Below are 25,552 nucleotides of genomic sequence, written 5' to 3'. Positions count from 1 at the left end.
AGCATGTTGTTAAAATGACAGAGCCAACCCGAGGGCTGGCTCTGTTGACGGTCAGGCACGGCCTGGCGGTCTTGGGCGGTATCGCCCGAGAGCCTGGCCCGGTGAGGAGCGTGCAGCCTATGCCGCGAGACTGCCGCCCGCAGGACTGTTGCCGCCGGCGCTGTATGCAAAGGCGCGGCCCGGGAGCGCCGCGGCCGGTGGAAAATCGTCGACCTGGATCAAGCCATCGACCAGGCGCGCGAATTCCAGCAAAGTATTGTGCTCCTGGCCGCTGACGGTGCCTGCCGTCATCGCCGCCGCCAGCCATGGCTGCATGGCGGACAGGCTTTGCGGCAGGTGCCGCAAGGCCGCGCCTTCGGGCGTGTCTTTCAGGCGCTTTTCGATGGACTGCACTTCCGGCAGCAAGACCAGCGCCCGCTCGGCGCAAGCCACGGGATCGCCGCTATCGCTGGCCACATGGCCGTCGGCCAGCAGGCGTTCGCGGTCGGCGCCCGGCGTTTGCAGGGCCAGCGCCACTGCACTGCCCAGTTCATCGGACGGCGGATGGTGGGGCAGGCCAAACGGGAACAGCAAGGTGCGCAGCAACACGGCCAGCACGCGCGCGGGGAAATTGTCGAGCACGCCCGTCAAGCCTTGCTGCGCCTTCACCAGCGCATCTTGCAGCGACCAGTGCACATAGGGCAGGTCGGCCTCGGGCCGGCCATCGTCCTCGTAACGCTTCAGCACGGACGACGCCAGGTACAGCTGCGCCAGCACGTCGCCCAGGCGCGCGGACAGCCGTTCGCGGCGCTTGAGTTCACCACCAAGCACGAACATCGACATATCCGTCATGACGGCAAACGCCGTCGACAGCCGCGTCAACGCGCGGTAGTAGGGGGCCAGTGCGGGCGCGCCGGCGTCGGGCACGACCGCCAGGCGCGCGCCGCCCAGTCCGTACCACAGCCCTCTGGCCAGGTTGCCCAGCACAAAGCCCACGTGGCCAAAGAAGGCAGCGTCAAAATCGCGCACGGCCTTGCGGCCGTCGCTTTCGCTGACGGCGGCCATTTCCCTGAGTACATACGGATGCGCGCGGATGGCGCCCTGGCCGAAGATGATCAGACTGCGCGTGAGGATGTTGGCGCCTTCGACGGTGATCGCGATGGGGATTTGCTGGTAGGCGCTGGCGAGGAAATTGTTCGGCCCCACGCAGATGCCCTTGCCGCCGAGAATGTCCATGCCATCATTGACGAGCGCGCGTCCCCGTTCCGTGACGTGGTATTTGACGATGGCGGAAATGACGGCCGGCTTTTCGCCCAGGTCGACGGCGTGCGCGGCCAGGGTACGCGCCGCATCCATCAGATACAGGTTGGCGCCCATGCGCGCCAGCGCTTCCTGCACTCCCTCGAACTTGCCGATCGGCATGTTGAACTGGCGCCGCACGGCAGCGTACGCGCCGGTGCCGCGCACTGCCATCTTGCCCATGCCTACGCTGGACGAGGGCAGAGAGATTGCCCGCCCCGCCGCCAGGCATTCCATCAGCATGCGCCAGCCTTTGCCCACTTGCGCCTGGCCGCCGATGACCCAGTCGATGGGGATGAAGACATCGTTGCCGGACGTAGGGCCGTTCTGGAATGCGGCATTGAGCGGATGGTGGCGGCGGCCGATTACCACGCCGTCGTGGCTGGCGGGGATCAGGGCGCAGGTGATGCCCGGTGCATCGTTGTCGGAGAGCAGATGGTCGGGGTCGCTGGTCTGGAATGCCAGGCCCAGCAAGGTCGCCACGGGCGCCAGGGTGATGTAGCGCTTGTTCCAGGTGAGGCGGAAACCCACGGTGGCGCGGCCCTCATGCATGCCCATGCACACCACGCCCAGGTCGGGAATGGCGGCCGCGTCGGAACCCGCATACGGGCTGGTCAGGGCAAAGCAGGGAATCTCGGTGCCGGCGGCCAATCGCGGCAGATAGTAATCTTTCTGGGCTTCGGTGCCGTAGTGCAGCAGCAGTTCTGCCGGCCCCAGCGAATTGGGCACCATCACGCTCACCGCCAGCGCCGAGCAGCGGCTCGACAGTTTCATGACCACCTGCGAATGCATGTAGGCGGAGAACTGTTTGCCGCCATATTGTTTCGGGATGATCATGCCGAGGAAACCCTGGCTTTTCATGTAGGTCCACGCCTGCGGTGGCAAGTCGAGTTGCTGCTGCGTTTCCCAGTCATTGACCAGTTCGCACAGCCGTTCGACGTCGTGCTCGAGGAAATGGCGTTCCTCGGCAGTGAGCGAGGCGCGGCCATAGGCATGCAGTTTTGTCCAGTCGGGCCGGCCGGAAAACAGCTCGGCATCCCACCACGTGGTGCCCGCCTCGAGGGCGTCGCGTTCCGTGCCGGACATCGTTGGCAGGATGCGCTTGAACAGGGCCAGCAGGCGCGGAGCAAGCAGGGCGCGGCGCACGGGGCCGGGCGCGAACAGTGCAAGCAGACCCAGCAGGGCCACCATCAGTATGATCGTCAGCATGCGATATCTCCCTGTGTAATGAGTACAGGGTAGGCGCATATGGCCGATGTTACTGTGCGGTACAGCGCATACGCACAACGCCAACCGCAAGGGTTGGCGTTGTGGTGTCCGGTGTCGCTCGGATTAGCGTTGTGGAACGACAATCACCGTGTCGCCCGTCTCGCCCGTCTTGCCCTTGGCGCCCGTGTCGCCTTTGGCGCCTGCATCGCCGGCGGTGCCAGCGTCGCCCTTGGCGCCATCGTTGCCTTGCATGCCGCTGTCGCCGGTCTGGCCCGTGGCGCCGGTGGCGCCCGTCGCGCCGGCAGGGGCTTCAGCGCCCGTGGCACCGGTAGCGCCGGCAGGACCAGGCGCGCCGGCCGGGCCGGGAACGACTTGTACGACGGTCGGCGCGGGTGGCGTTTCGCGCTGGCAAGCGGTCAAGGCGAGGGTAGAGGCGAGCGCGAGCAATATCAGGGTAGGTTTCATGATGCATCCTTTGGCAGTGTGCCGTTATGTACGGAACGGCTCGACGGCGTCGGGCGCGAGTTTCGCATGGCGGTATGGCGGGGAGAGCTGACCAGGCGACCCGTCTGCCGCGTCGCGCAGGGCGCTGGCGGCGGAGGGGTGTGTGGTCTGCCTGCAGCATGGGCTCTTGGGCGGCGGCTGTCCGTACGTTTGCGTACACAGCGGTGGGGTGAGGGAAGTTTTGTGCAAAGGAAAACAAAAAAGCCACCCGAAGGTGGCTTTTTGCTATGTACTGCTTAATTCTTGGTGGCCCGGGGCGGAATCGAACCACCGACACAAGGATTTTCAATCCTCTGCTCTACCGACTGAGCTACCAGGCCAAGGCGGCGAATTATAGCAGAAAGACTTTCCACCTGACCAGAGCTAGCTGTGTTCAAATGCAACAGATGGCCAAAACATGGTGTTTTGGCATCTTTGTATGACCTGAAGGGATGTGGCGATGCAGCGATGTATTGGAGTGCAAGGCCTGGCGGCTGCGGGCTTGTTCAGTTTGTTTTGCGGTACGGCGCGGGCCGATGGCTTGGCCGATCTGAACGCAGCGCTGGCGCGTTTGCAGGGGCAGATGCCGATCAAGGCGCAGGTCGAATCGAAAACCTGGCGCCGCGAGGGCGAGGGCAAGGCGGCGGAAGACGATAGCGGCCAGGCCACGGTGGCTGTCGACAGCGGGCCGGCGGGCTTGCAGGTGCTCTACAGTAAGGAGGTGCTGGCGAAAGTGGAAGCCGAGCAGCGCGCCAGGGTGAAAGATCCGAAGGTCAAGACGCCGATCGGCTTTGCGCTGGGAGAAATGAAGGCGACGGAGCTGCGTTCCATGGTGTCGGCGGCGGATGCCCTGTCGCGCGAAATCGAGGAAGCCGTGTTCAGCGGCGAGAAGATGGATAACTACAAGGGCAAGCCCGCGCGCCTGCTCAGCTTTACCTTGTCGCTCGACAAGGTACCGGAAAAGGACCGCAAGTATGTGAAGAAGTTCGAAGGCGGCCTCGAGGTGTGGATCGCCGCCGACGGCACGCCGCTGGCAAGCCATTTCCACTTTGACGTCAGCGGACGCGCTTTCGTCGTCATCAGCTTTACGCAAAAGATGGACGAGACGCGCCAGTATGGCGTCAGCGGTGACCATTTATTGTTGCTGCGCAAGGAAAGCCGGAGTGCCATGTCCGGCGCGGGCGAGAAGGTGGACAGCAAGATCATCAAGACCTTGCAGCTGCAGTCCTGACCTGTTACAGAATCACGCAAGCCGCTGATCCAGCGGCTTTTTTTACATCGCCGAGCTGCCGCCCAGGCCGCTCTTTTGCAGCACGCAGCGTCCCGCTTCGCAGGTGGCGCCCGGGTCCGTGACGATGGAGCAGGTCGACATCATGCCGTCCGCCTGCTGCTGCTTGCGGCTCGCCTCGGCTTGCGCCTGGGCCAGTGCCTTGAGTTTCTTGCCGTCATAGTCCTTGCTGGACCAGGCCAGGTAGCGCTCGGGCCCGCCGCAGGCCTTGGCGCCGATGGCGAGGGTGTGGCATTGCTGCGTGGAATTGCAGGCGGCGGCGCCCACTTCCGCCTGGATTTGCGCCAGCAAGCTGGCATTGCCGGGGGCGGGCGGCGCATCATTTTGCGTAGGGGCGCTGCCGCAGGCACTGGTGACCAGCAGCAGGATGGCGGCGCACGCGGCGCGTAGGACGGAGTAGGTAGGCGTTTTCATGCCTTCATCATGTGCCACGCTTGCCCAAATGGCAAGCGCGATTCGCGCGCTGGACTATCCTTGATCCCCGTCATTTTCATTGCCAAGCAGTCAAAGTTAATATAAATCAACATCCAACTAGCGATGTACGGGTGGCAACCGGGCCGGTGCGCTGCATTCCCGCGCCGGCGCGTGCCGCCGATTCGGGAATGTTTCCAGGAGTTAGACTATGCGCCGCACCCTCTCACCCTTCCTCTTCATCACCAGCCTGGCCTTCGGCGGTGTGCTGCACGCCGCCGACAAGGAACCGATCCAGCCGATCACCGCCGCCAAGGTGGCCAATCCGGCGATGGTCGAACTGGGTAAAAAGCTGTTTTTCGACCCGCGCCTGTCGCGCTCGGGCTTTATTTCCTGCAATAGCTGCCATAACCTGAGCATGGGCGGCACGGACAACATCAAGACCTCGATAGGCCACAACTGGCAGCGCGGGCCCATCAATTCGCCCACGGTGCTCAATTCCAGCATGAACGTGGCGCAATTCTGGGATGGCCGCGCCAAGGATTTGCAGGAACAGGCGGGCGGGCCCATCGCCAATCCGGGCGAGATGGCTTTTACGCACGAGCTGGCCATCGACGTGCTGGCCTCGATTCCCGCCTACCGCTCGGAATTTCGGCAAGTGTTTGGCCAGGATAAATTGACCATCGAGCAAGTCACGCGCGCCATCGCCGCCTTCGAGGAAGTGCTGGTAACCCCCGGTTCCCGCTTCGACCAATGGCTGATGGGCAAGAAAAGCGCGCTGACGAAAGACGAGCTGGCAGGCTATCAGCTGTTCAAATCGAGCGGCTGTATCGCCTGCCATAACGGTCCCGCCGTGGGCGGCAATACTTTCCAGAAGATGGGGGTGGTGGAACCGTATAAAACGGCGATGACGGCGCAAGGGCGTTCGGCCGTGACGGGCAAGGATGCTGACCGTTTCAACTTCAAGGTACCGACCCTGCGCAACGTGGAATTGACGTATCCCTACTTCCACGATGGCGAAGCGGCGACCCTGACGCAAGCCGTCGACGTGATGGGCCGCTTGCAACTGGGCCGCACGTTTGCGCCCGATGAAAACGCCAAGCTGGTGGCTTTCCTGAAAACCCTGACGGGCAAGCAGCCGCAGCTCGTGCTGCCGATCCTGCCGCCATCGTCGGACACGACGCCGCGGCCCGTGCCGTTTGACTGAGTAATTGTAGTGTGGGGGTGTCGGATTACGCGGCTGCGCCGCTAATCCGACCTACGCCTGAGCGAGTAGGTCTGATTAGCGAGGCCTCGCCTCGCGTAATCCGACAGTTTTTACCGAGCGAGCCGGGCAATGACGATTACTTCAAGGTTCTTTGGAACAGCTGATAAATCCGGCGGTACTCGTCATACCACGCTTCCGGCTGCACGAAGCCGTGGCGTTCCATCGGGTAGCTGGCCATTTCCCAGTTATCCTTTTTGAGCTCGATCAGGCGCTGCGACAGGCGCACGGAATCCTGGTAAAACACGTTGTCGTCGATCATGCCATGGGCGATCAGGAGGTGGCCCGTCAGCTTGTCGGCGTATTCGATCGGCGACGATATTTTGTACGCTTGCGGATCGATGTCCGGCGTGTTCAGGATGTTCGCCGTGTACTCGTGGTTGTAGGTGGTCCAGTCCGTCACGGGACGCAGGGCGGCGCCGGACTTGAAGACTTCCGGGGCGCGCATCAGGGCCATCAGGCTCATGAAGCCGCCATAGCTGCCGCCATAGATGCCCACATTTTTGATGTCGCCCTGGTGCTGCTGCGCCAGCCAGTTGGCGCCGTCGATGAAATCTTCCAGTTCCGGGTGACCCATCTGGCGGTAGATGGCCGTGCGCCAGGCGCTGCCGTAGCCCATCGAGGCGCGATAGTCGATGTCGAGCACGATATAGCCTTGCTCTACCAGCAGGTTGTGGAACATCTGTTCGCGGAAGTAGACGGGGTAGCGCTGCGTCACGTTCTGCAGGTAGCCGGCGCCGTGGGCGAACATCACGATCGGATACTGTTTTCCTGCTTCCAGTTTTGCGGGACGGTACAGCTTGGCCCAGATCGGTGCTGCGCCATGCGTGGACGGTACTTGCACCAGCTCCGGCATGACCCAGCTGCGCGCCTTGAAGGCCTCGCTGCGCGTATCCGTCAAAATATTCGCCTTGCCGCCTGCAACGGAAACCGTCGCCAGCTGGGCCGGCATATAGCTGGTCGAATAGCGTAGCAGCAACTTGCTGCCATCGGGCGACAGGCCGAAATTTTCCACGCCTTTCAGCTTCGTCACTTCGCGTGCGCCGCCATCGCTGGCCGTGCTGGCGCACACTTCATACGTGCCTGGCGCCTGCCGGTTGCACATAAAATAGGCGCTCTTGCCGTCGCGGCTCCATTCGACGGCGCTCACTTCCCACTGGCCGCTGGTCAAGGCGCGCGCCGGAGCGGCGCCCGTCTTCGTGTACAGGTGGGCGTAGCCGCTTTCCTCGGACAGGTACCACAGCGTGGCATTGTCGGGCAGCCAGCCAAATTCCTCGGCGCGGCGGTTGACCCAGGCCGCGTCGCTGATGCGGTGCACGGGCAGCAGGGCGCCGTTGACCAGGTCGACGTTGGCGAGCCAGCCATCCTTGTTGTCGATGGCGCGCACGCGCACGGCTACTTTGCTGCCGTCATCGGTCCAGGCGATGCCGTCGCGCTGGGCGTCGATGCGCACGGGGCGGTTGCCTTTCAACGGCGGCAGTTTTTGCTCGGCGCGCAGAAGCGCCAGCGGGTCCACGGCGATGCCGGGCAGGCTGTCGAAAGCGATGTCGCGCACCTGGCCCGTGCGTAGGTCGGCCAGTTTCAGGCTTTGCGCAATCGGCATGTTGCGGCCCACGCGCGTGCGCTCGTCGTCCGCTTCCGGGTAGCCCGTTTCCGTGACGTAGCGGGCCAGTTTGCCCAGCTTGCCCTTCTCGGCGGCCTTGTCTTGCGTGACGAACAGCAGCCAGCGGCCATCCGGCGACAGGGCGCTGCCGGAAATGGTGACTTTGTCGCCCAGATAGATCGGTTCCGGCGCGCGCGTGGCGTCCAGGCGGCGCTCTTCGTGGCGGCGCTCGCGGCTGGCGTCGCGGTCTTGCTTCTGGCGCGCCAGGTTGACGATCAGGCGCAGTTGCAGTTCGCGCAGCGCGTCCGCTTCCGGCTTGGCGTCCGGGTCCTTGGCCGTGCGCAGCAGGGCGACGGGCGCGCTCAGGCGGTCGACGCGGCTCCAGCTGAACCAGTCGCTGCCGCTGCGGTATTGCACGGCGCCGCCGTCGCTTGAATATTGCGGGTCGCTGATGGCCGGGACGCCGCGCGTGATTTGCGTCAAGGCGCCGTTTTTCAGGTCGCGCTCGAACAAGTCGCCGTTGCGCAGCAGGATGGCGCGCGTGCCGGCCCGGTTGACGCGCATCTGCTGGCCATCAAGATGGGCCAGTTGCGCGTCGTCGACCTGCTTGCCGCTATTCAGTTTGGCGCTGGCGCCTGGCAATTGATAGGTGTCGCGCAACGGCGAGCCGAGGCGTTTTTGCTTGTAATACAGCTGGCCATTCCAGCCCCACCACGCCGCTTCGACGGGTGTGCCGATCCAGTCGGGATCGGCCATGGCCTGATCCAGGGTGATGGGCGTCGGTGCTGCGGTGGTGGATGGGGCGGCATGGGCGGCGGGCAGCAGAGAGAGCAGCAGCGGCAGCAGGAGCGGCAGCAGGGGAAGAACCAGACGCATCGGGGATCGCTTTAAAAAAAGGGGATGGTGAAGGTACAGGCTATGCGGCCGGTATTCTAGCGGAGGAGTTTCGTACAGGAAATGTCGGAAAGCTAAGCTTGCTGCCGGACCTGCCAGGCGAGAAAGTCGGCTAGCGGCATCGGCCGCGCATACAGGTAACCCTGCAAGCCGTCGCAATCGTGGGCGACCAGGAAGTCGGCCTGCTCCTGCGTTTCCACGCCTTCGGCCACCACGCGCAAGCCCAGGTGGCGCGCCATGGCCAGGATCGCCTGCACGATGGCCGTGTCGTGTGGCGTGTCGTCGATGAAGCGTTTGTCGATTTTGAGTTCGTACAGCGGCATCGAGGTCAGGTAGGCGAGGCTCGAATAGCCGGTGCCGAAATCGTCGATGGAAAAGCGGATGCCCAGGGCTGCCAGTTCGCGCATGCGCGCCAGCGAGGCGTCGCGCTGGTCGATCAGCAAGCCTTCCGTCAATTCCAGGATCAGGGCGCCGGCCGGCGTGCCGTGTTCGGCCAGCGCCGCCTGCACGCGGGAGGCGAAATCGGGCTGGCGAAACTGGGCCGGGCTGACGTTCACGGACAGGGGAACGGGCCGGCCAGCCTGTGCCAGCAGGCTGGCGGCGCGGCACGCTTCGCGCAGGGCCCAATGCCCCAGCTTGACGATCAGCCCTGATTCCTCGGCGATGGGGATGAAGATGCCCGGTGCGATAAAGCTGCCGTCCGGCTGCGGCCAGCGCATCAGCATTTCGGCGCCCGTCACCCGGCCATGGCGGTCGACCTGCGGCTGCACGTGCATGCATAATTGACTGGCATCGAGCGCGCGCGCCAGCGCCCGTTCCAGGGTCAGGCGACGCTCCACGTCCGCCTGCATGGCCGCTTCAAAGAAGGCGATGCCGTTGCGCCCTTCCGCCTTGGCGCGGTACATGGCGATATCGGCTTCGCGCAGCAAGTCATGCGCCTGCTGCTGCGCTTTCGGCAGCAGGGTCACGCCGATGCTGGCGCTGCAATGATACGACTGCCCGCCGATCTCGAAGTCGCGCGCGATGGCGGTGCGGATTTTCTCGGCCACCTGGGCCGCCGCATGGGCCGCGCCGTGCAAGTCAGCGGCCAGGTGCGCCAGCAGCACGACGAATTCGTCGCCGCCGATGCGCGCCACCGTGTCGGCCTTGCGCATCAGCTGTGCCAGCCGTTCGCCCGCCAGGCGCAGCAGCGCGTCGCCGGTGGCGTGGCCGCGCGCGTCGTTGATGTGCTTGAAGTGGTCGAGGTCGATGAACATCAGCGCACTGATTTTATGGTCGCGCGGCGCGGCGGCCAGCAAGTGGGCGATGCGGTCCATCAACAGGCGCCGGTTGGGCAAGCCCGTCAGCACGTCGTAGAAGGCCAGGCGGTGGATGTCCGCTTCCGATCGCTTGCGCTCGTCGATTTCGCGTTCGACCGCCACCCAGTGCGTTTGCCTGCCGTCTGCATCCGTAAACGGCACCAGTTCCGCTTCGACCCAGTACGCCTTGCCGGCCTTGTTGTAGTTCAGCAATTCCGCCCTGGCCGGCTGGGCGCGGGCCATGGCGGCGGCGACGCGCGCCAGTTCGCCCGCCTCGGTGGCGGGGCCCTGCTGGAACAGCAGGCTGCGGCCCAGCACCTCGGCACGCGCATAGCCGCTGCTGCGCTCGAAGGCGTCGTTGACGAAGATGATGCGCGTGGCCGATACCGTCCCGGCGCCGGAGCCGGGCGCGGCATCAGCCACTTCGGCCACTTCGGCGATCATCACCATGTCGTTCAGGCGGGCCAGCGCCGTGGCCGTCAAGCGCAGCTCGGCGTTGCGTTGCGACAGGGCCTGGCTGCTGTCTTCCAGGTGGCGCAGCAGGAAGGCGCAGGACAGGGTCAGCACGGCGGCGATGAACAGGAAGTTCAGGGCCACGATCAGCGCGCGCAGCACGGGAGAGTCGGGTGTGCCCGGCAGGTGCAGGGCGACGTCCGGGTGCAGGCCGAGCAAAAAGATGGTCAGCGAGGTCAGAGCCAGGGTGAACAGGGCGGGCCGCATGCCCAGCAGCAGTGCCGCCAGCACGGGCATGAGCATCATGTAGATCTGGCTGACGGGGCCGATTTTCAGCAGCAAGCCCACGCCCACCAGGTAGGCGACGATGAGAAATTGCCACACGCGCCAGCGGTAGGGCATGGCGCGCAGATGCCAGATGACGCCGATCCAGCCGAGGGCCAGCAAGTCGAGGGCGACAATGGACCAGATGGCTTCGCTCGCGGCCAGCAGCGCGCTGGGAATGGCCGTCACGAAGCCAAGCAGCAGCACCACCTGCAGCAGGTGCTTGAAGACCTGGCCGCGCCAGTGCGCGAGATCGTTCGACGCCACCACGCTGCCGTCCTTTCTCCAGAATGCCGTGTAACCGTACTGAGCAGTAGGTTGACTAAATACTACGCGTTATCTTTCTCCATGTCATCTTGATCATTCATCATGATTTCCGGCGTTCAACGTTCAGCCTTGTCGACGGATGCATTGATCCATGCGTAAGGCATGATCACTTTGCTGGCGACGGGCTTGCCATCCAGCGTTTCCGGCTGGAAGAGGCACTTGGCCAGCGCATCGCGGGCTGCCTGGTCGAGGGCGGGATAGCCACTGGAGCGGATGACTGCCGCTGCGCTGACCTTGCCGTCCGCCTCCACCGTGAAGTGCAAGGTCACTCTGCCTTGGGCGCCGCGCCGTTGCTCCCCCGGGGGCCAGGCTGGCGGGGTACAAGCAGCCGGCATACTGGCCGGCACGCGCACGGCAGGTGCCGCAACGGGCGCCGGCGTGCTTGTGTGACAGCCTGCCAGGAGGATGGCGAGGCAGGCGGTGGCCAGCAGGCTGCCGGCAGAGAAAGGGGACAGGCGATAGGGCAAGAGGGAACTCCAGGTGGCGGGAACAAAAAAAAGCCAGCCTTTCGGCTGGCGCTATGGGGTGAAGCGCGCACTGGCGCTTCGAACCGGCGCTTATTTCTTGGGGGCGCTCAGGCATTCTTTCATGAATGCCTTGCGCGCGTCGCCCTTCATGTCCTTGGCATCGGCATTGCACGTTTTCATCTTGGTTTGCTGCGTCATGGCAGGTGCCGGCTTGGCGCTCAGGCATTCCTTCATGAAGGCTTTGCGCTCATCGCCCTTCTTGCCAGCGGCATCGGCATTGCAGGTGGTCATTTTCGACTGCTGCGCCGTCTTGGCGGCGGGGGCCGCTTCCGGTGCGGCGGCAAAGGCGGTGCTGGCAAACGCGGCAGCGATGCAGAGGGCGATTAATTGTTTCATGGCAAATCCTTGTAGACGCAGGCGATGGAAGGGGACGTGCAATCGGCAGTTCACTGCCGATATGCAGAACGTAACTAACTATATGACATTTATCAACAAAATTTCCACGCGTGTGTGTCTTTTTGTTACTGCCAGGCGCCATGCGACCACCGGCTGGCCCGGGCAGCCATGTTGCGGCGGCAGTGGCCCTGTTTTTTGTTATGCTAGCGTCTTTCCACCGGTCGATGCCGCTGCCTTGGCCGGCGCACCCTCAATACGGAGTAGTTATGGTCTCGTTGCAAGAGCAGTTTTTAAAGGCCGGCCTGGTCGACAAGAAGAAGGTCAAGCTGGCCAACCAGGACAAGAGCAAGCAAAAAAAGGACGAGCGCAAGAGCGGCACGCAAAGTGTCGACGAAGTGCGCCTGGCCGCGCTCGAGACGCAGCGCAAGAACGCGGAACGTGCGCGCGAACTGAACGCGCAGCGCGACGCGGCCGCCAACCAGAAAGCCATCGTGGCGCAGATTGCGCAAATGGTGCAAAAAAACCGCCAGAGCAAGGGCAACCACGGCGAGCTGCCGTACAACTTCACTTTTAATAACAAGATCGAGCGCATCTACGTGACGGCCGCCGTGCAAGCCCACCTGGTGGCGGGCCGTCTGGTGATCATCTGCCTGGGCGGCGCCGTGGAGCTGGTGCCGCGCATCATCGCCGACAAGATCGCCGAACGCGATCCGGCCATCGTCGTGCGCGTGAAACAGGCCAGCACGGAAGTGGACGAGGACGATCCGTACGCGGCGTTCCAGATTCCTGATGATTTGATGTGGTAAGGCCGCGCTTGCAGCGTTGAGACACGAATGCAGATGCTGGAAGCAAGAAAATAAGAGCAATCGCTGAGGCTGCTCAAGGTCGGCACAGCCCAGCGCGGCATGCTGTGGGAATCTTCCCATCGGGTATGCCATGACGATACTTCCCTACGACCGCTCGCGCCTGCATGCCATGCTGGTGGCGCTCGATCAGCAAGCCGAGCGTGACCTGCGGCGCCATCTGTTGCATGCAAGGCATGATACCGCTGTCCTGATGCGTGCTGAGAACCGCTCGCGTCGCGTGCTGCAGGCGCTCGATTACGCCAAAGATTCAGCGCTCAAGCGTTTGCGCCTGCAGTTTTCGCAGGTCGATATTGCCACCATATGGCCACAGCTGAGCGAAATTTGCCATGATGTCGCCTTGTGCCTGGGCATGGCGACGCTGGCATCGCAGGCTGCGCTGGAAGCCATGCTGGCGCAGGTGTTTAACGCGGGCGCCATGGGCAAGTCCATGGTTGCCGGCCTGCGTGACGCCGGCAGCACTTACCGCATGGGCTTAGGCAAACTATGGGGGGCTGATCCTGCGCGCGCCCGCTTTGTTGTGTCTGACTTGCATCGCCCAGCGCCCCATGCCAGCATGGTTGCGGCCGATTTCGCCCATGGCCATGTGCTCGCCGTCACCGCCATGCTGCGCAGCGTGAGCCTCGGTTTACGCCATGGCAGCATGCGGCGGCAAGCCATACTCGGCGCCGCCATGCACAATGCGCGGCTCGGCCCCAAGGTCGCCATGTGGCTGGCGCGCAATGAACTGGCGCTGGCCAGACATCCGTCCTTGCAGGCGCGAACGGCGGCGATCGAGACGGCGCCAGCCATGCTGGCGCGCACCGCGCCGGCCACTGCCGTCAAAGGCGTGGTGGCAAACGCAAACAAGGTCGCGCGCGACATGGAAATCCTGCGCTTCTACGCGGCCCAGGGCGACCGTGAAGCCTACTGGAACTATCTGGCCGCCGGCGGCGACCGTTATGCGCGGCTGGCACTGGGTGTCGTGCGCAATGACACCATCAGCGGCGCCATTGCCAACGGCTATGCACAGATGCGGGCAGATCAGCTTGGGAGAGTGATGAGCGAGCGCGACTGGGATCAGTTTGGCATCGAGCTGATGCGGGCTGATCTTGGATATCGTGAAAAATATCGGCCGAATTCGATGGCGCTGGGGAAAATCGCATCGCTTTCGGTGGAAGATGTGGCGAGATATCACGTCGATACATTTGCCAAATTTGACCTGGATGCATATGCGTGGACCGCCCATGTTCCTCTGTCTCCTTATCTGAATGCCCATGATGTCGCAGGCGCGGAGAAAGTCTGGCAGGCCATGCTCGATGAGCGCTTTTACGTCAATGCATCGCGTGTTTTGCGGTCGGAAGGGCGCGCGTTATTGAACGGAGTAAATTCCATGGAGCATGCCGCCTGGCTGGGGAAAATTGGCGTGCTCACGTCAGGCTACGCCCTCGATCCATTCCAGGCCTATGCCGACGCGGACAAGATCGGCAGTTGGCGCTACGCGAATGGCGCCTGGTCGCGCATGCATTTCGATTATCCGGCCGCCATGGATGGCAGCTTCGGCATGGACATGGCGCCTGAGCGGCTGCGCAAGCAATTGGATCTGGACAGGCTGTTCCGCCTGGAACGTCTGCGTCCGATGGACAAACATCCGCAGGACCTCTCTCATCTGATGCCGGGGCAGTAAGATGAGGCAACCACCCCCGTGCAAGCGACATTTGGCAACAAAGATATTGCTTGCCATTTTCTGTCTGGCCGCCCTGGCCTGGTATGCGTCGCCACGCAAACAGCCACCGACCGAACTGCACATGATGGTCAATGGCAATAAGCTTCTCATTCCCGCGAACTATATTCCAAGCTATATGCGGGGCTTGTACGAGCAAGCCGGCAACAGGCAGGGTTTGCTCTTGCAAGCGCGGTGGACGGGGGGCAAGTTGCTGCCCTTCATCACTCCGCATGACAATACGCCCGTCTGGATCCGTTATCAGGATGAAGTCTCCATTCTGGTGCAGCATTTTGACGCCAACACGCTGGCGGAAAAGTATCAGCTTGCCCAGCACTTCAGCTCGATCTGGATGCCGAATCGCAAGCAGGCGGCGTCACGCCATGGCTTGCTGCGCTATGCACACAACGATCTGCCGCAGCGCGTGCGGGAAGATGTGATCACGGTGTTTTATGAAAAGGACTTGTATCTATATCCATCGCGCGAGCGGATAGAAACGCAGATTGTCTGCGACCCCGATTTTTTTCCCGATCCTGGTACGGAAAGAGCGAACGCGCTGAAGAAGCGCGGCAAGTTGGTCATTAATCCCCGCTGCTCGCACGATATTTTCCTGCACGGCTTGAGAAATTCTCATATCCAAGTCAGCTACTTTCGCAGCCATCTGCACGAATGGCAAGCCATCGAGCAGGCTGTGGTCGCGTTGCTGGATTCATTGAATCAAGAGCCGCAGAAGGCCTTGTCGCTGGCGCCGCAGCGCGATGCGCAGCGTGAAAGCGGGATGGGACGATAAACGCAAAAACGCCACCCGAAGGTGGCGTTTTTGAACGTATTACGAATTCTTGGTGGCCCGGGGCGGAATCGAACCACCGACACAAGGATTTTCAATCCTCTGCTCTACCGACTGAGCTACCAGGCCAAGGTGGCGAATTATAGCAGACCAAAACGGGAATGCAAGAGCCGGCTGCGACTTTTCCCCGATTTCCTGCGTCAGCATCGCTTTATTTGCTTGTGAAGCAAAAATTATTTGATGTGCTCACTATTTTTATCAATAAAGCATGGACGCATAGTCTGGTCCTCGTTACTGACTTGAGAGGACTGCCGCATGAACGCGATGGCGCGGCTTGATCTGGGGCCGGCGTCCTATACTTCCGGACTATCTGAAAAGCATGGGGCAAACGCTATAATGGCCGCATGAACAGTCCCACTCCCCCCACCATGCGGCGCTTCATGCACAGCCACAGCGACGTTTGCATCGTCGGCAATGGCGCCATCGCGAAAACCACGGCGCTGGCGTTTGCCCAGGCAGGACAAAGCGTCACCCTGTTATCCCCGGTGAGCCCTCCTGCACCCACTGTCAAGCCGGTCGAAGCCAGTTGGGACGTGCGCGTGTACGCGCTCAATCACACGGCGCACCAGCTGCTGTCGTCGCTGAAGGTGTGGGGCGCCCTGGAGGGTGACAGGGTGGCGCCCGTCGACGCCATGCTGGTCAACGGCGACGGCGCGCAGGCGGGCGGACTCGGTTTCGACGCCTACGGCGCCCATGTGGCTACCCTGGCGTGGATCATCGAAGACCGCAACCTGGGCCAGGCGCTGGACGCTGCCCTGAAATTCGCGCCTAACGTCAGCGTGGTGCAGGGCCGCGCCAGCCGCCTGGAATGGACGAATGACTCGGCCATCGTGCACCTCGACGGCGGCGATACCATCACCTGCGCGCTGGTGGTCGGCGCGGACGGTGCCCAATCGTGGGTGCGCGGCCAGTGCGACATCGGCCTCGATTACCGCTCGTATGGCCAGCGCGGCGTGGTCAGCAACTTCGCCTGCGAAAAGCCGCACCATGGCGCGGCCCACCAGTGGTTTACGGGCAGCGAAGGCATCGTCGCGCTGCTGCCGCTGCCGGGCGAGCGCGTGTCGCTGGTCTGGTCGGCGCCCGATGCGCTGGCCGATACCCTGATGGCCGAATCGGCCGACGCCCTGGCCGCGCGCCTGGCCGCGTATTGCCACGACAAACTGGGTAAACTCACGCCGCTGCAGCCGGAACTGGTGCGCGCGTTTCCGCTGACCCTGATGCGCCCGCACGCCATGGTGGCGCCGCGCGTGGCCCTGGTCGGCGACGCCGCCCACGTGGTGCACCCGATGGCCGGCCACGGCATGAACCTGGGCTTTGCCGACGTGGCGCAGCTGGTCAAGACGATCAGCGAACGCGAAGCGCACCGCGGCATCGGCGACGAGCGCGTGCTGGCCCGCTATGCGCGCGCGCGCAAGGAAGATGTGCTGCTGATGCAGCTGGCCACCGACGGCCTGGCGCGATTATTCGGCGCCGATCTGGAGCCGCTGCGCGTGGTTCGCAATTTGGGATTAAACTTGCTCGATAAATTACCTGCCCTGAAGCGAAAAATGATTTCGCACGCATTGGGGCATCAGTGAAAATCAGGAAGTCTTAAGATATCGCTGGATAATGGTAGCAGTGAAAATTCAAGGTCGCCGCAGCTGGTCTGCGGCGATCGTTTTATCAAAGAGATAACGACGCCGGGCTCCCTGCCAGTTTCGCCGGGCGTTTCAAGTGGAGAAGTGATAGTGATAACAATGAACAAAAGCATGAGCAAAATTGCCTTGCTGATGGCCTCGGGCCTGATGATGTCGTGCGCCGGCGCGGAAACGCCGACGGAAGCGAGCATCAAAAAGCTGATCGAGCCGCGCCTGGGCGAAGGCGCCAAGGTCGATTCGGTCAAGGAAACGCCGTACGGCGGCCTGTACGAAGTGCGCACGGGTGGCGACATCCTGTACACGGACAAGGCCGCGCAATACCTGTTCGTGGGCCACGTCTTCGACGCCAAGACCTCGCAAGACCTGACCAAGGTGCGCCTGGACGAAGTCAACCGCATCAAGTTCTCCGACCTGCCGCTCGACTCGGCCATGAAAACCGTCAAGGGCAATGGCAAGCGCGTGATCGCCGTGTTCGAAGATCCGAACTGCGGCTATTGCAAGCGCTTCCGCCAGAACGCGCTGAAGGAAATCGACAACGTCACCGTCTACACCTTCATGTACAACATCCTGTCGCCGGACTCCATCGTCAAGTCGCGCAATGTCTGGTGCGCACCTGACCGCAACAAGGCCTGGGATGACTGGATGTTGAACGGCAAGGCGCCAGCCACGGTGGCCGCCACGTGCGCCAATCCGCATGAAAAAATCCTGGCCCTGGGCCAGCAGTTGCGCGTCTCGGGCACGCCGGCCATCTTCTTTGCCGACGGCAGCCGCATTCCGGGCGCAGTCGATGCGAAAACGCTGGAACAGAAATTCTCGACCATTAAGTAATCCGGGCTGTCGCCAGGAAGGCTGGACGGCGCGCCCTCGCAAGGCGCGCTTTTTTTTGCACTTTTTTCCGCTGTCGTATCATCAAGTGTTGTTTGTAGATGCCATAACAATCCAAAAAAGGGGAAGCAGCAGATGATTACACTGAATATCAACGGACGCGACACGCAGGTCGACGCCGATCCTTCCACGCCCATCCTGTGGGCGCTGCGCGATAATCTGAACATGACGGGCACCAAATTCGGTTGCGGCGCGGCCCTGTGCGGCGCCTGTACGGTGCATCTCGACGGCCAGCCGATTCGCTCGTGCATCACGCCGATTTCCTCGGTGGGCGCACAAAAGATCACCACCATCGAAGCGATGGAAAACGACCAGGTGGGCAAGGCGGTGCAGGCGGCATGGGTGCGCCACGACGTGCCGCAATGCGGCTACTGTCAAAGCGGCCAGGTGATGAGCGCCACGGCGCTGTTGCGCAGCAACAAGGCGCCCAGCGATGCCGATATCGACGGCGCCATGAGCGGCAATATCTGCCGCTGCGGCACCTATCAACGGATCCGCGCAGCCATCAAGGACGCGGCCAAGACCCTGGCCTGAGGAGAACGGCATGCGTATCGAATGGTTGAATCAGGAAGCATTGCAGCATGGCGGCGTGACCCTGGGCGCGGCGCTGGCAGCGGCGCCGGTGGCTGTGGTTGGCGCGGCCGATGGCGTCTCGCGGCGCGGTTTCATGAAGGCCGGCGCGGTGGCCGGCGGCGGCTTGATGCTGGGCTTTTTCCTGCCCGGCGCAGGCAAGCTGGCGCAGGCGGCCGATGCCGCGCCCGCCAAACCCGCGTATGCGCCGAACGCCTTTTTGCACATCGCCCCCGATAACACGGTGACGGTGCAGGTGAACCGGCTGGAATTCGGCCAGGGCGTGCAAACGAGCTTGCCCATGCTGATCGCCGAGGAACTCGACGCCGACTGGAGCCTGGTGCATGGCGCGCTGGCGCCGGCCGGCGAGCAGTACAAGGATGCCGCCTACGGCATGCAGATGACGGGTGGTTCCGGCAGCATCGCCCATTCGTTTACGCAGTACCGCGAAATCGGCGCCAAGGCGCGCGCCATGCTGGTGGGCGCCGCTGCCGCACAGTGGAAAGTCAGTCCCGACCAGGTGCGCGCCGCGAAAGGCGTGCTGTATGGCCCCGGCGGGCAAAAGGCGACGTACGGCGAACTTGCCGACGCGGCCATGCGCCAACCCGTGCCTGCCAGCGTCAAGCTGAAGGACCCGCGCGACTTTGCCATCATCGGCAAACCCGTGAAACGGCTCGACGCGGCTGCCAAGTCGACGGGAAAACAGCAGTTCGGCATCGACTTCAAGCCGCCCGGCGCGAAAGTGGCCATGGTGGCGCGCCCGCCCGTGTTTGGCGCGAAAGTAGCGAAGTTCGACGCCAGCAAGGCCAAGGCCATCAAAGGCGTGCTGGAGGTGCTGGAAGTCAAAACCGACCGTGGCGGCAGCGGTGTGGCGGTGATTGCCGACGGCTACTGGCCGGCCAAGCAGGGACGCGACGCGCTGGTGATCGAGTGGGACAGCAGCGCCGTGGAAAAGGTCAGCAGCGACCAGCAACTGGCGGCCTTCAAGGCGCTGGCCAAGACGCCCGGTACGGTGGCGCGCGCATTCGATGTCGCAGCATTATCCAAGGCGCCGAAAAAAATCGAGGCCGTCTACGAATTCCCCTATCTGGCACACGCGCCGATGGAGCCGCTCAACTGCGTCGTGGACCTTCAGGCCGACAAATGCACGATGTGGGTCGGCTCGCAATTCCAGACCGGCGACCAGGCGGCGATTGCCGCCACGTCCGGACTGAAACCCGAACAGGTGACCCTGCACACGATGATGGCCGGCGGCGGTTTCGGCCGGCGCGCCGTGCCCTCGTCCGATTACGTGGTCGAAGCCGTCAATGTGGCCAAGGCGTACCGGGCGGCGGGCAAGAGCGGGCCGCTGAAACTGATGTGGAGCCGCGAGGATGACATCAAGGGCGGCTACTACCGGCCGTCGCATGTGCACCGCGCGCAGATCGGCCTCGACGCCAAGGGCAAGATTCTCGCCTGGGACCACACCATCGTCGGCCAGTCCATCATGGCCGGCACGCCGTTCGAAGCGTTCATGGTGAAAAATGGCGTCGATGGCACCATGGTCGAAGGCATGGGCGAGCCGTACACCCTGCCGATGAAATTGTCCGTGCACACGGCCAAGGCGAACGTGCCCGTGCTGTGGTGGCGCTCCGTCGGCTCGACGCACACGGCCTTCGTCATGGAAACCCTGATCGACGAAGCGGCGCATGTGGCAAAGATGGACCCCGTCGCCTACCGCAAGCAGCTGATCGACGCCAAGCACACGCGCCACATCGCCGCGCTGGACCTGGCCGTGGCCAAGTCCGGCTATGGCAGGAAGAAGCTGCCGAAGGGGCAGGCCTGGGGCGTGGCCATGCATGAATCGTTCAATTCCGTGGTTGCCTACGTGGTGACGGCTTCGGTGGTCAAAGGCGCGCCCAGGCTGCACCAGGTATGGGCGGGCGTGCATTGCAACCTGGCCGTCAATCCCCTGACGATCGAGGCGCAAGTGCAGGGCGCCGCGCTGATGGCGCTGGGCATGACCATTCCCGGCGCGGCCATCACGCTCAAGGATGGCGTGGTGCAGCAGCAGAACTTTGGCGACTACCCTGTCCCGCGCATGCCCGAGATGCCGGTGATCGAGGTGCACCTGGTGCCATCGGGCGACGCACCGACGGGCATGGGCGAACCGGGCGTGCCGCCGCTGGCGCCTGCGTTTGCCAATGCGCTGTTCGCGCTGACGGGCAAGCGCCTGCGCAAGCTGCCGTTTGATTTGGCGGCCGCATGACGGTAGCCGTTTTTTGAGTACGGTCGGCATCTTGCTGGCAGCCGGAAGGGGACGCAGGTTCGACCCTTCCGGCGTGCAGAACAAATTATTGCAGCCGTTGACGGAAGGCCCGCATGCTGGCTTGCCGGTCGTGGTGGCGGCAGCGACGAACATGCTGGCGGCCTTGCCGCGCGTGCTGGCCGTGGTGCGTGCCGACGACACGCAGGTGGCGCGCGTGCTCGGCGCGCTGGGCTGCGAGGTGCGCGTCTGCCATGATGCCGATACGGGCATGGCCGCCTCGCTCACCTGCGCCATCGATTACGTGCGCGGCGCACCGGGCTGGCTGATCGCCCTGGGCGACATGCCTGGTGTAGAACCGGCTACAATCGCCGCCTTGTCGGAAGCCATCGGCAATGGCGCGCACATCGCCGTGCCCGTGTTCCAGGGCCGGCGCGGCAATCCTGTCGCGTTCAGTGCCTTTCACTTGCCGCTGCTGCTGGCGCTCGATGGCGACCAGGGCGCGCGCAGCATCGTCAACAGCCATGCCGTATGCGACGTGACAGTGGACGACAGCGGCATCTTGCGCGATATTGATACACCTGACGATTTGTCGCCGGTGCATGGCGCGCCCGGGCGACTTTAGAACATCCATGCCAGACACGAGAAAAACATGAAAAAAGCTCCAATTAAAAAAAGCATCGCCAAGGCGCCCGCCGCCGGCATCATCTACAGCATCGCCGCCTCTGACCTGGCTGGCCACATGTTCAAGGTCACCTTGACGGTCAAGTCGCCGGCCGCCATCGGCCAGGTCTTGTCCTTGCCGGCCTGGATCCCGGGCAGCTACATGATCCGCGAATTTTCGCGCAACATCGTCAGCATCCGCGCCGAGTCCGAGGGCAAGGCCGTGGCGCTGACCAAGCTGGACAAGCATTCGTGGCAAGCCGCTCCGTGCAAGGGCGCCTTGACGCTCGAATACGACGTGTATGCCTGGGACTTGTCCGTGCGCGCCGCGCACCTGGACCAGAATCACGGCTTCTTCAATGGCACCAGCGTGTTCCTGCGCGTACTGGGCCAGGAGGCCGAGCCGCACGAGGTGCACATCGTGCAGCCGAAGGATGCGGCCTGCAAGACCTGGCGAGTCGCCACCACCCTGCCGGAACTCAAGGCGAAGCGCTATGGCTTCGGCAGCTACCAGGCGGCCAACTACGATGAGCTGATCGACCATCCGGTGGAGATGGGCGACTTCGCGCTGGCCACTTTCAAGGCGTATGGCGTGCCGCACGATATCGTCGTCACGGGCAAGGTGCCGAACCTGGACCTGGACCGTTTGTGCCGCGACCTGAAAGCCATCTGCGAAACGCAGATCGCCTTCTTCGAGCCGAAGACGAAAAAAGCCCCGATGGACCGCTATGTGTTCATGACCATGGCCGTCGGCGACGGTTACGGCGGCCTGGAACACCGTGCCTCGACGGCGCTGATTTGCGCCCGTGCCGACTTGCCGACGACGGCGTCGACCAGCACGGAGATCGGCGACGGCTACCTGAAATTCCTCGGCCTGTGCAGCCACGAGTACTTCCACACCTGGAACGTCAAGCGCATCAAGCCGGCCGCCTTTGCGCCATACAACCTGCAGGCGGAAAGCTATTCGCCGCTGCTGTGGCTATTCGAGGGCTTCACCAGCTATTACGACGACCTGATGCTGGTGCGCGCGGGCCTGATCGACGAGGCAGCCTATTTCAAATTGCTGGGCAAGACCGTCAACAGTGTGCTGCGCGGCAGCGGCCGTACCAAGCAAAGCGTGGCCGATTCCAGCTTCGACGCCTGGGGCAAGTACTACCGCCAGGATGAAAACGCGCCGAACGCCATCGTCAGCTATTACACCAAGGGTTCGCTGATCGCGCTGGCCTTCGACCTGACGATCCGCAGCAAGACGAACGGTGAAAAGTCGCTGGACGATGTGATGCAGGCGCTGTGGCAGCGCTATGGCCGCGATTTCTACAAGGGCAAGGGCCGTGGCGTGACGCCGGCCGAAGTCGAAGCGCTGTTCGATGAGATTTCCGGCACGCGCATGAAGCCGTTCTTCGAGCGCTACATCCGCGGCACGGACGACGTGCCGCTGGCGCGCCTGCTGGCGCCGTTCGGCGTGAAATACAGCGACGCGCGCAGGGCGGAAAAGCCCAGCCTGGACGTCAACCTGGGCCGCGACGGCAACGACGCCAAACTGGCGCAGGTACACCAGGGCGGCGCCGCCCACATGGCTGGCCTGTCGGCGGGCGACGTGCTGGTGGCGGTCGATGGCTTGCGCGTGACGGGCACCAACCTCGATACCTTGTTGGGCCGTTACGCCGTCGGCGCCAGGGTGGCCATCCACGCCTTCCGCCGCGACGAGCTGATGACGTTTGCCACCGTATTGCAGGGCGACCGTGTTCCTGGCGTCAGCCTGGCATTGCTGCCCGCGCCAAAGAAAGCCACGGGGCCGAAGCGTCCTAGCGCGGCATGATGCTGATGGTCATGCGTTAAGACAGAGAACCGGCCGTTATGGCCGGTTTTTCATTTCAAGATGCCACTTCTTCAATGCAAGTAATCCACCAATATTGGCGCTGTACCATCATATTTACCGCAAATGAACTAATTTTCCTTCAACTAAACTAAAATTGCCGAACTGTTTCTTTTAGATCGCGCCCAACGTGCAAACCCTCGATCCCCGAACGATCATGCTGATGACGACCCTGATGTGCGGGGCGATGAGCATTGTCATGTTCTCGGTGTATCGCAGTTTCCGGCGCGAGGTACACGGCCTGGGGCATTGGGCGGCCGGTTTGCTGTTGCTGGTGTGTGCGTCCCTGCTGTTCGGCACCCGCGAGGTGCTGCCGTCGGCATTGTCCATGATCTCGGCCAATGCGGCGCTGGTGGCCGGCATCGGCCTGTCGATGCTGGGCACGGAGAAATTCTTTGGCCTGGCGACGAGTCGCCGCGCCTATCTGCTGATACTTGCCCTGGCCCTCGCTGGCAATAGCTGGTGGCTGCTGGTGCGCCCCGACTTCTCGGCGCGCGTGGCGGTCTTCTCCCTGCTGGTCTTCCTGTTTTATGCGCGCCAGGTGCAACTGGTATGGTGCTACGGCGAGCGCCACTTTTCGAGTTTTTTCTTCGGTGCGCTGATGCTGTTGCAAGCTGTCGTGGTGCTGGCGCGCGGCGTGTCGGCATTGCTGCATGGCGGCGCCAGCGTCAACCTGGCGGTGGCAGGCACGCCGGCCGGCATCTATCTGGCGGTCGCCAATTTCATGGCGCTGCTGCTGACGGTGGGCTTCATGACGGTGGCGACGCGCCGCCTGCAGCAGATACTGGAGCGCCGCTCGACCCACGATCCGCTGACGCAAGTGCTGAACCGGCGCGGCTTTGGCGACGCCTATGCGCGCGAGATCGGTAATCTGCGCCGCCGCCGTGTGCCGTTGACACTGCTCAGCATCGACCTCGATTACTTCAAATTGATCAATGACCGCTACGGTCACGCGGTGGGAGACCAGGTGCTGGCGCATGTGGCTACCGTGATCAAAGGCGCCTTGCGCGAATCGGATTGCGTGGCGCGTTTCGGCGGCGAGGAATTCGTCGTGCTGATGCCGGATATGCCTGTGCATAATGCCTTGGGCGTGGCCGAACGCATACGCGCCTTGCTGCGCGAGTCCAGTCATGCAGGACTGCCTTCGTGTACCGTCAGCATAGGCGTCGCTTGCCAGGCCTCGGTGGTGGAGGGGCTGGAAGAATTGCTGTCGCGCGCCGATGCGGCCCTGTACCTGGCCAAGGAGCGGGGACGCGACCGCATCGAGCTCGATGCCGCCGCGCTTACTGTGGACCGGACAATGTCCGCAGCTGGAATCGGTACTGTTCGTTGAACAGGAAGGTTTCGGAGAAATCGAAGGTTCTGGCGTGGCGGTGCATCAGGTGTGCCGCTGGCGGAAAGAGTTCTTGCACGCGCCGCACGGCGGCCAGCGCCGCAGCCGAGGCTTCGCTGTCGCGTGAGCGGTGTACCTGCACGCTTTTCAGCTCGCCGTCGGGGCCCACGCGCAGGTCGAGCACGACGATGGCCGGCAACATGGGCGGCAGACGCCCGCTGAATGTATATGCGCCGTTGGCCGCCATGATCTGCTGCGCCACCAGCGCCTTGTAGGCGTCGATGCTGGCGGCAAGCTGTAGCGCGGCCGGCGTGCGTGGGGGCGCAGGTGCGGGCGTGCGCGCCGCTGGCGGGGCCGCAGTCTGGCAAGCCGACAGCAGGCTGGCGGCGGCAAGGACGATCATCGCGTGTCTCATGCCTGCCAGACTACCATGCTTTAACTGAACAGGCGTTCCAGCTCCACGCCGGGGTCTGGCGCGCGCATGAACGCTTCACCCACCAGGAAGCTGTGGATGTGCGCATCGCGCATGCGTTGCACGTCGGCCGTGCTGTGGATGCCCGATTCCGTGATGATCAATTTGTCTTGCGGGATGCGTGGCAAGAGATTGATGGTCGTGTCGAGCGAGGTCTCGAAGGTGCGCAGGTTGCGGTTGTTGATGCCGATCAGCGCGCTCTTGAGCTTGAGTGCCGCGTCGAGTTCTTCGCCATCGTGGCTCTCGATCAGCACACCCATGCCCAGTTCGTGGGCACACGCTTCCATTTCGGCCATCAGACCGTGGTCGAGCGCGGCGACGATCAGCAGGATGCAGTCGGCGCCCATGGCGCGCGCTTCATAGATCTGGTACATGTCGACCATGAAGTCCTTGCGCAGCACGGGAATGGCGCAGGCGGCGCGCGCCTGCTGCAGGTAATCCACGCAGCCCTGGAAGAACTGTTCATCCGTCAGCACGGACAGGCAGGCCGCGCCATGCGCCGCATAGCTGGCGGCGATGTCCGCCGGGCGGAAGTCGGCGCGGATCACGCCTTTCGACGGCGAGGCCTTTTTGACTTCGGCGATGATGCCGGGCTTGCCGGCGGCGATGTGCTGGCGCAGGCTCGCCTCGAAGCCGCGCAGACCGGCGCGCAGGGCGCTGTCGCTTTCCACGTCGCCGCGCAGGCTGGCCAGGCTGCGATGGGCTTTCGCCTTCGCCACTTCGTCGGCCTTCACGGCCAGGATTTTATCGAGTATGTCGGACAT

Annotated in this window: 21 protein-coding genes and 2 tRNA genes; 12 read left to right on the top strand and 11 right to left on the bottom strand. The window is 63.3% G+C overall.

What is annotated here, in order from left to right; all coding sequences use genetic code 11:
• Window positions 1-117: 117 nt before the first annotated feature.
• The 3 genes from CLU93_RS08830 to CLU93_RS08820 all read right to left on the bottom strand — a co-directional run bounded on the left by CLU93_RS08830 (window position 118) and on the right by CLU93_RS08820 (window position 3,311).
• The gene (locus tag CLU93_RS08830) at window positions 118-2,526 is read right to left on the bottom strand and encodes an acyl-CoA dehydrogenase (RefSeq protein ID WP_099760789.1); all 2,409 of its coding nucleotides are present in this window, start codon (window positions 2,524-2,526) and stop codon (window positions 118-120) included.
• 84 nt (window positions 2,527-2,610) lie between these two features.
• On the bottom strand, window positions 2,611-2,952 hold the full coding sequence (locus CLU93_RS08825) for a hypothetical protein (RefSeq protein WP_099760788.1): 342 nt from the start codon (window positions 2,950-2,952) through the stop codon (window positions 2,611-2,613).
• A gap of 283 nt (window positions 2,953-3,235) precedes the next feature.
• Window positions 3,236-3,311: transfer RNA gene (locus CLU93_RS08820), tRNA-Phe, on the bottom strand.
• 119 nt (window positions 3,312-3,430) lie between these two features.
• Here CLU93_RS08820 and CLU93_RS08815 point away from each other — a divergent pair.
• On the top strand, window positions 3,431-4,201 hold the full coding sequence (locus CLU93_RS08815; protein WP_257224913.1) for a hypothetical protein: 771 nt from the start codon (window positions 3,431-3,433) through the stop codon (window positions 4,199-4,201).
• 42 nt (window positions 4,202-4,243) lie between these two features.
• On the opposite strand, the gene CLU93_RS08810 is transcribed toward CLU93_RS08815, so the two are convergent.
• Entirely contained in the window at window positions 4,244-4,672 is a 429-nt protein-coding gene (locus tag CLU93_RS08810; protein WP_099760786.1) for a hypothetical protein, read from the bottom strand.
• 208 nt (window positions 4,673-4,880) lie between these two features.
• Between CLU93_RS08810 and CLU93_RS08805 the strand changes: the two genes are divergently transcribed.
• Entirely contained in the window at window positions 4,881-5,876 is a 996-nt protein-coding gene (locus CLU93_RS08805) for a cytochrome-c peroxidase (RefSeq protein WP_099760785.1), read from the top strand.
• A 136-nt stretch (window positions 5,877-6,012) separates the two neighbouring features.
• Here the strand turns inward: CLU93_RS08805 and CLU93_RS08800 are convergent, their stop codons facing one another.
• The 4 genes from CLU93_RS08800 to CLU93_RS08785 all read right to left on the bottom strand — a co-directional run bounded on the left by CLU93_RS08800 (window position 6,013) and on the right by CLU93_RS08785 (window position 11,695).
• Entirely contained in the window at window positions 6,013-8,412 is a 2,400-nt protein-coding gene (locus CLU93_RS08800; protein WP_099760784.1) for a S9 family peptidase, read from the bottom strand.
• A 92-nt stretch (window positions 8,413-8,504) separates the two neighbouring features.
• Window positions 8,505-10,772, bottom strand: a complete 2,268-nt coding sequence (locus tag CLU93_RS08795; RefSeq protein WP_257224912.1) for a putative bifunctional diguanylate cyclase/phosphodiesterase — start codon at window positions 10,770-10,772, stop codon at window positions 8,505-8,507.
• Window positions 10,773-10,888: 116 nt separating this feature from the next.
• Window positions 10,889-11,299: an energy transducer TonB gene (locus CLU93_RS08790; protein WP_099760782.1), complete on the bottom strand. Its 411-nt coding sequence runs from the start codon at window positions 11,297-11,299 to the stop codon at window positions 10,889-10,891.
• Between the two features lie 90 nt (window positions 11,300-11,389).
• On the bottom strand, window positions 11,390-11,695 hold the full coding sequence (locus tag CLU93_RS08785; protein ID WP_099760781.1) for a PsiF family protein: 306 nt from the start codon (window positions 11,693-11,695) through the stop codon (window positions 11,390-11,392).
• A 266-nt stretch (window positions 11,696-11,961) separates the two neighbouring features.
• Between CLU93_RS08785 and CLU93_RS08780 the strand changes: the two genes are divergently transcribed.
• From CLU93_RS08780 to CLU93_RS08770, 3 genes are all read left to right on the top strand, one after another.
• The gene (locus CLU93_RS08780; protein WP_071079601.1) at window positions 11,962-12,501 is read left to right on the top strand and encodes a DUF2058 domain-containing protein; all 540 of its coding nucleotides are present in this window, start codon (window positions 11,962-11,964) and stop codon (window positions 12,499-12,501) included.
• Window positions 12,502-12,631: 130 nt separating this feature from the next.
• The gene (locus CLU93_RS08775) at window positions 12,632-14,224 is read left to right on the top strand and encodes a DUF6861 domain-containing protein (RefSeq protein WP_099760780.1); all 1,593 of its coding nucleotides are present in this window, start codon (window positions 12,632-12,634) and stop codon (window positions 14,222-14,224) included.
• Window positions 14,225-14,255: 31 nt separating this feature from the next.
• Window positions 14,256-15,050 (top strand): hypothetical protein, encoded by a 795-nt coding sequence (locus tag CLU93_RS08770; protein WP_143451724.1) that lies wholly within the window; start codon window positions 14,256-14,258, stop codon window positions 15,048-15,050.
• Between the two features lie 50 nt (window positions 15,051-15,100).
• On the opposite strand, the gene CLU93_RS08765 is transcribed toward CLU93_RS08770, so the two are convergent.
• Window positions 15,101-15,176: transfer RNA gene (locus CLU93_RS08765), tRNA-Phe, on the bottom strand.
• A gap of 275 nt (window positions 15,177-15,451) precedes the next feature.
• Here CLU93_RS08765 and CLU93_RS08760 point away from each other — a divergent pair.
• The 7 genes from CLU93_RS08760 (at window position 15,452) to CLU93_RS08730 (ending at window position 24,316) form a co-directional block, all read left to right on the top strand.
• Complete coding sequence (locus CLU93_RS08760) at window positions 15,452-16,684, top strand: FAD-dependent monooxygenase (RefSeq protein ID WP_243420114.1); 1,233 nt, start codon at window positions 15,452-15,454, stop codon at window positions 16,682-16,684.
• 171 nt (window positions 16,685-16,855) lie between these two features.
• Window positions 16,856-17,572 carry a DsbC family protein gene (locus tag CLU93_RS08755; RefSeq protein ID WP_282408207.1) on the top strand — a complete coding sequence of 239 codons (717 nt, stop codon included), beginning with the start codon at window positions 16,856-16,858 and terminating at the stop codon, window positions 17,570-17,572.
• Between the two features lie 132 nt (window positions 17,573-17,704).
• Window positions 17,705-18,163 (top strand): (2Fe-2S)-binding protein, encoded by a 459-nt coding sequence (locus tag CLU93_RS08750; RefSeq protein WP_071079595.1) that lies wholly within the window; start codon window positions 17,705-17,707, stop codon window positions 18,161-18,163.
• A gap of 10 nt (window positions 18,164-18,173) precedes the next feature.
• Window positions 18,174-20,447, top strand: coding sequence for a xanthine dehydrogenase family protein molybdopterin-binding subunit (locus CLU93_RS08745; RefSeq protein WP_099760776.1), 2,274 nt, complete (start codon window positions 18,174-18,176; stop codon window positions 20,445-20,447).
• Between the two features lie 13 nt (window positions 20,448-20,460).
• Complete coding sequence (locus CLU93_RS08740; RefSeq protein ID WP_099760775.1) at window positions 20,461-21,069, top strand: nucleotidyltransferase family protein; 609 nt, start codon at window positions 20,461-20,463, stop codon at window positions 21,067-21,069.
• 27 nt (window positions 21,070-21,096) lie between these two features.
• Window positions 21,097-22,926: a M61 family metallopeptidase gene (locus CLU93_RS08735; protein ID WP_099760774.1), complete on the top strand. Its 1,830-nt coding sequence runs from the start codon at window positions 21,097-21,099 to the stop codon at window positions 22,924-22,926.
• Between the two features lie 214 nt (window positions 22,927-23,140).
• Window positions 23,141-24,316, top strand: coding sequence for a GGDEF domain-containing protein (locus CLU93_RS08730; protein ID WP_099760773.1), 1,176 nt, complete (start codon window positions 23,141-23,143; stop codon window positions 24,314-24,316).
• Here the strand turns inward: CLU93_RS08730 and CLU93_RS08725 are convergent.
• Together CLU93_RS08725 and trpC are read right to left on the bottom strand one after the other, a co-directional pair.
• A complete protein-coding gene (locus CLU93_RS08725) occupies window positions 24,267-24,719 on the bottom strand; it encodes a hypothetical protein (protein ID WP_099760772.1) in 453 nt (150 codons plus the stop codon). The two genes, CLU93_RS08730 and CLU93_RS08725, sit on opposite strands and share 50 nt — an antisense overlap.
• 32 nt (window positions 24,720-24,751) lie before the next feature.
• A complete protein-coding gene (trpC, locus tag CLU93_RS08720; protein WP_099760771.1) occupies window positions 24,752-25,552 on the bottom strand; it encodes an indole-3-glycerol phosphate synthase TrpC in 801 nt (266 codons plus the stop codon).

Source organism: Janthinobacterium sp. 35, assembly GCF_002754575.1.
GTDB lineage: Bacteria > Pseudomonadota > Gammaproteobacteria > Burkholderiales > Burkholderiaceae_D > Janthinobacterium > Janthinobacterium tructae.
Note: the sequence above shows the minus strand (reverse complement) of the source record. Positions and strands in the feature narration are given on the sequence as shown.

What these genes read in the sequence shown, in the direction of transcription:
- CLU93_RS08755 (WP_282408207.1), top strand. Translation starts at nt 16,856, where the DNA reads ATGAGCAAAATTGCCTTGCTGATGGCCTCGGGCCTGATGATGTCGTGC.
- CLU93_RS08730 (WP_099760773.1), top strand. Translation starts at nt 23,141, where the DNA reads ATGCTGATGACGACCCTGATGTGCGGGGCGATGAGCATTGTCATGTTC.
- CLU93_RS08760 (WP_243420114.1), top strand. Translation starts at nt 15,452, where the DNA reads ATGAACAGTCCCACTCCCCCCACCATGCGGCGCTTCATGCACAGCCAC.
- CLU93_RS08735 (WP_099760774.1), top strand. Translation starts at nt 21,097, where the DNA reads ATGAAAAAAGCTCCAATTAAAAAAAGCATCGCCAAGGCGCCCGCCGCC.
- CLU93_RS08815 (WP_257224913.1), top strand. Translation starts at nt 3,431, where the DNA reads ATGCAGCGATGTATTGGAGTGCAAGGCCTGGCGGCTGCGGGCTTGTTC.
- CLU93_RS08800 (WP_099760784.1), bottom strand. Translation starts at nt 8,412, where the DNA reads ATGCGTCTGGTTCTTCCCCTGCTGCCGCTCCTGCTGCCGCTGCTGCTC.
- CLU93_RS08810 (WP_099760786.1), bottom strand. Translation starts at nt 4,672, where the DNA reads ATGAAAACGCCTACCTACTCCGTCCTACGCGCCGCGTGCGCCGCCATC.
- CLU93_RS08745 (WP_099760776.1), top strand. Translation starts at nt 18,174, where the DNA reads ATGCGTATCGAATGGTTGAATCAGGAAGCATTGCAGCATGGCGGCGTG.
- CLU93_RS08775 (WP_099760780.1), top strand. Translation starts at nt 12,632, where the DNA reads ATGACGATACTTCCCTACGACCGCTCGCGCCTGCATGCCATGCTGGTG.
- CLU93_RS08725 (WP_099760772.1), bottom strand. Translation starts at nt 24,719, where the DNA reads ATGATCGTCCTTGCCGCCGCCAGCCTGCTGTCGGCTTGCCAGACTGCG.
- CLU93_RS08825 (WP_099760788.1), bottom strand. Translation starts at nt 2,952, where the DNA reads ATGAAACCTACCCTGATATTGCTCGCGCTCGCCTCTACCCTCGCCTTG.
- CLU93_RS08780 (WP_071079601.1), top strand. Translation starts at nt 11,962, where the DNA reads ATGGTCTCGTTGCAAGAGCAGTTTTTAAAGGCCGGCCTGGTCGACAAG.
- CLU93_RS08750 (WP_071079595.1), top strand. Translation starts at nt 17,705, where the DNA reads ATGATTACACTGAATATCAACGGACGCGACACGCAGGTCGACGCCGAT.
- CLU93_RS08785 (WP_099760781.1), bottom strand. Translation starts at nt 11,695, where the DNA reads ATGAAACAATTAATCGCCCTCTGCATCGCTGCCGCGTTTGCCAGCACC.
- trpC (WP_099760771.1), bottom strand. Translation starts at nt 25,552, where the DNA reads ATGTCCGACATACTCGATAAAATCCTGGCCGTGAAGGCCGACGAAGTG.
- CLU93_RS08805 (WP_099760785.1), top strand. Translation starts at nt 4,881, where the DNA reads ATGCGCCGCACCCTCTCACCCTTCCTCTTCATCACCAGCCTGGCCTTC.
- CLU93_RS08830 (WP_099760789.1), bottom strand. Translation starts at nt 2,526, where the DNA reads ATGCGCCTACCCTGTACTCATTACACAGGGAGATATCGCATGCTGACG.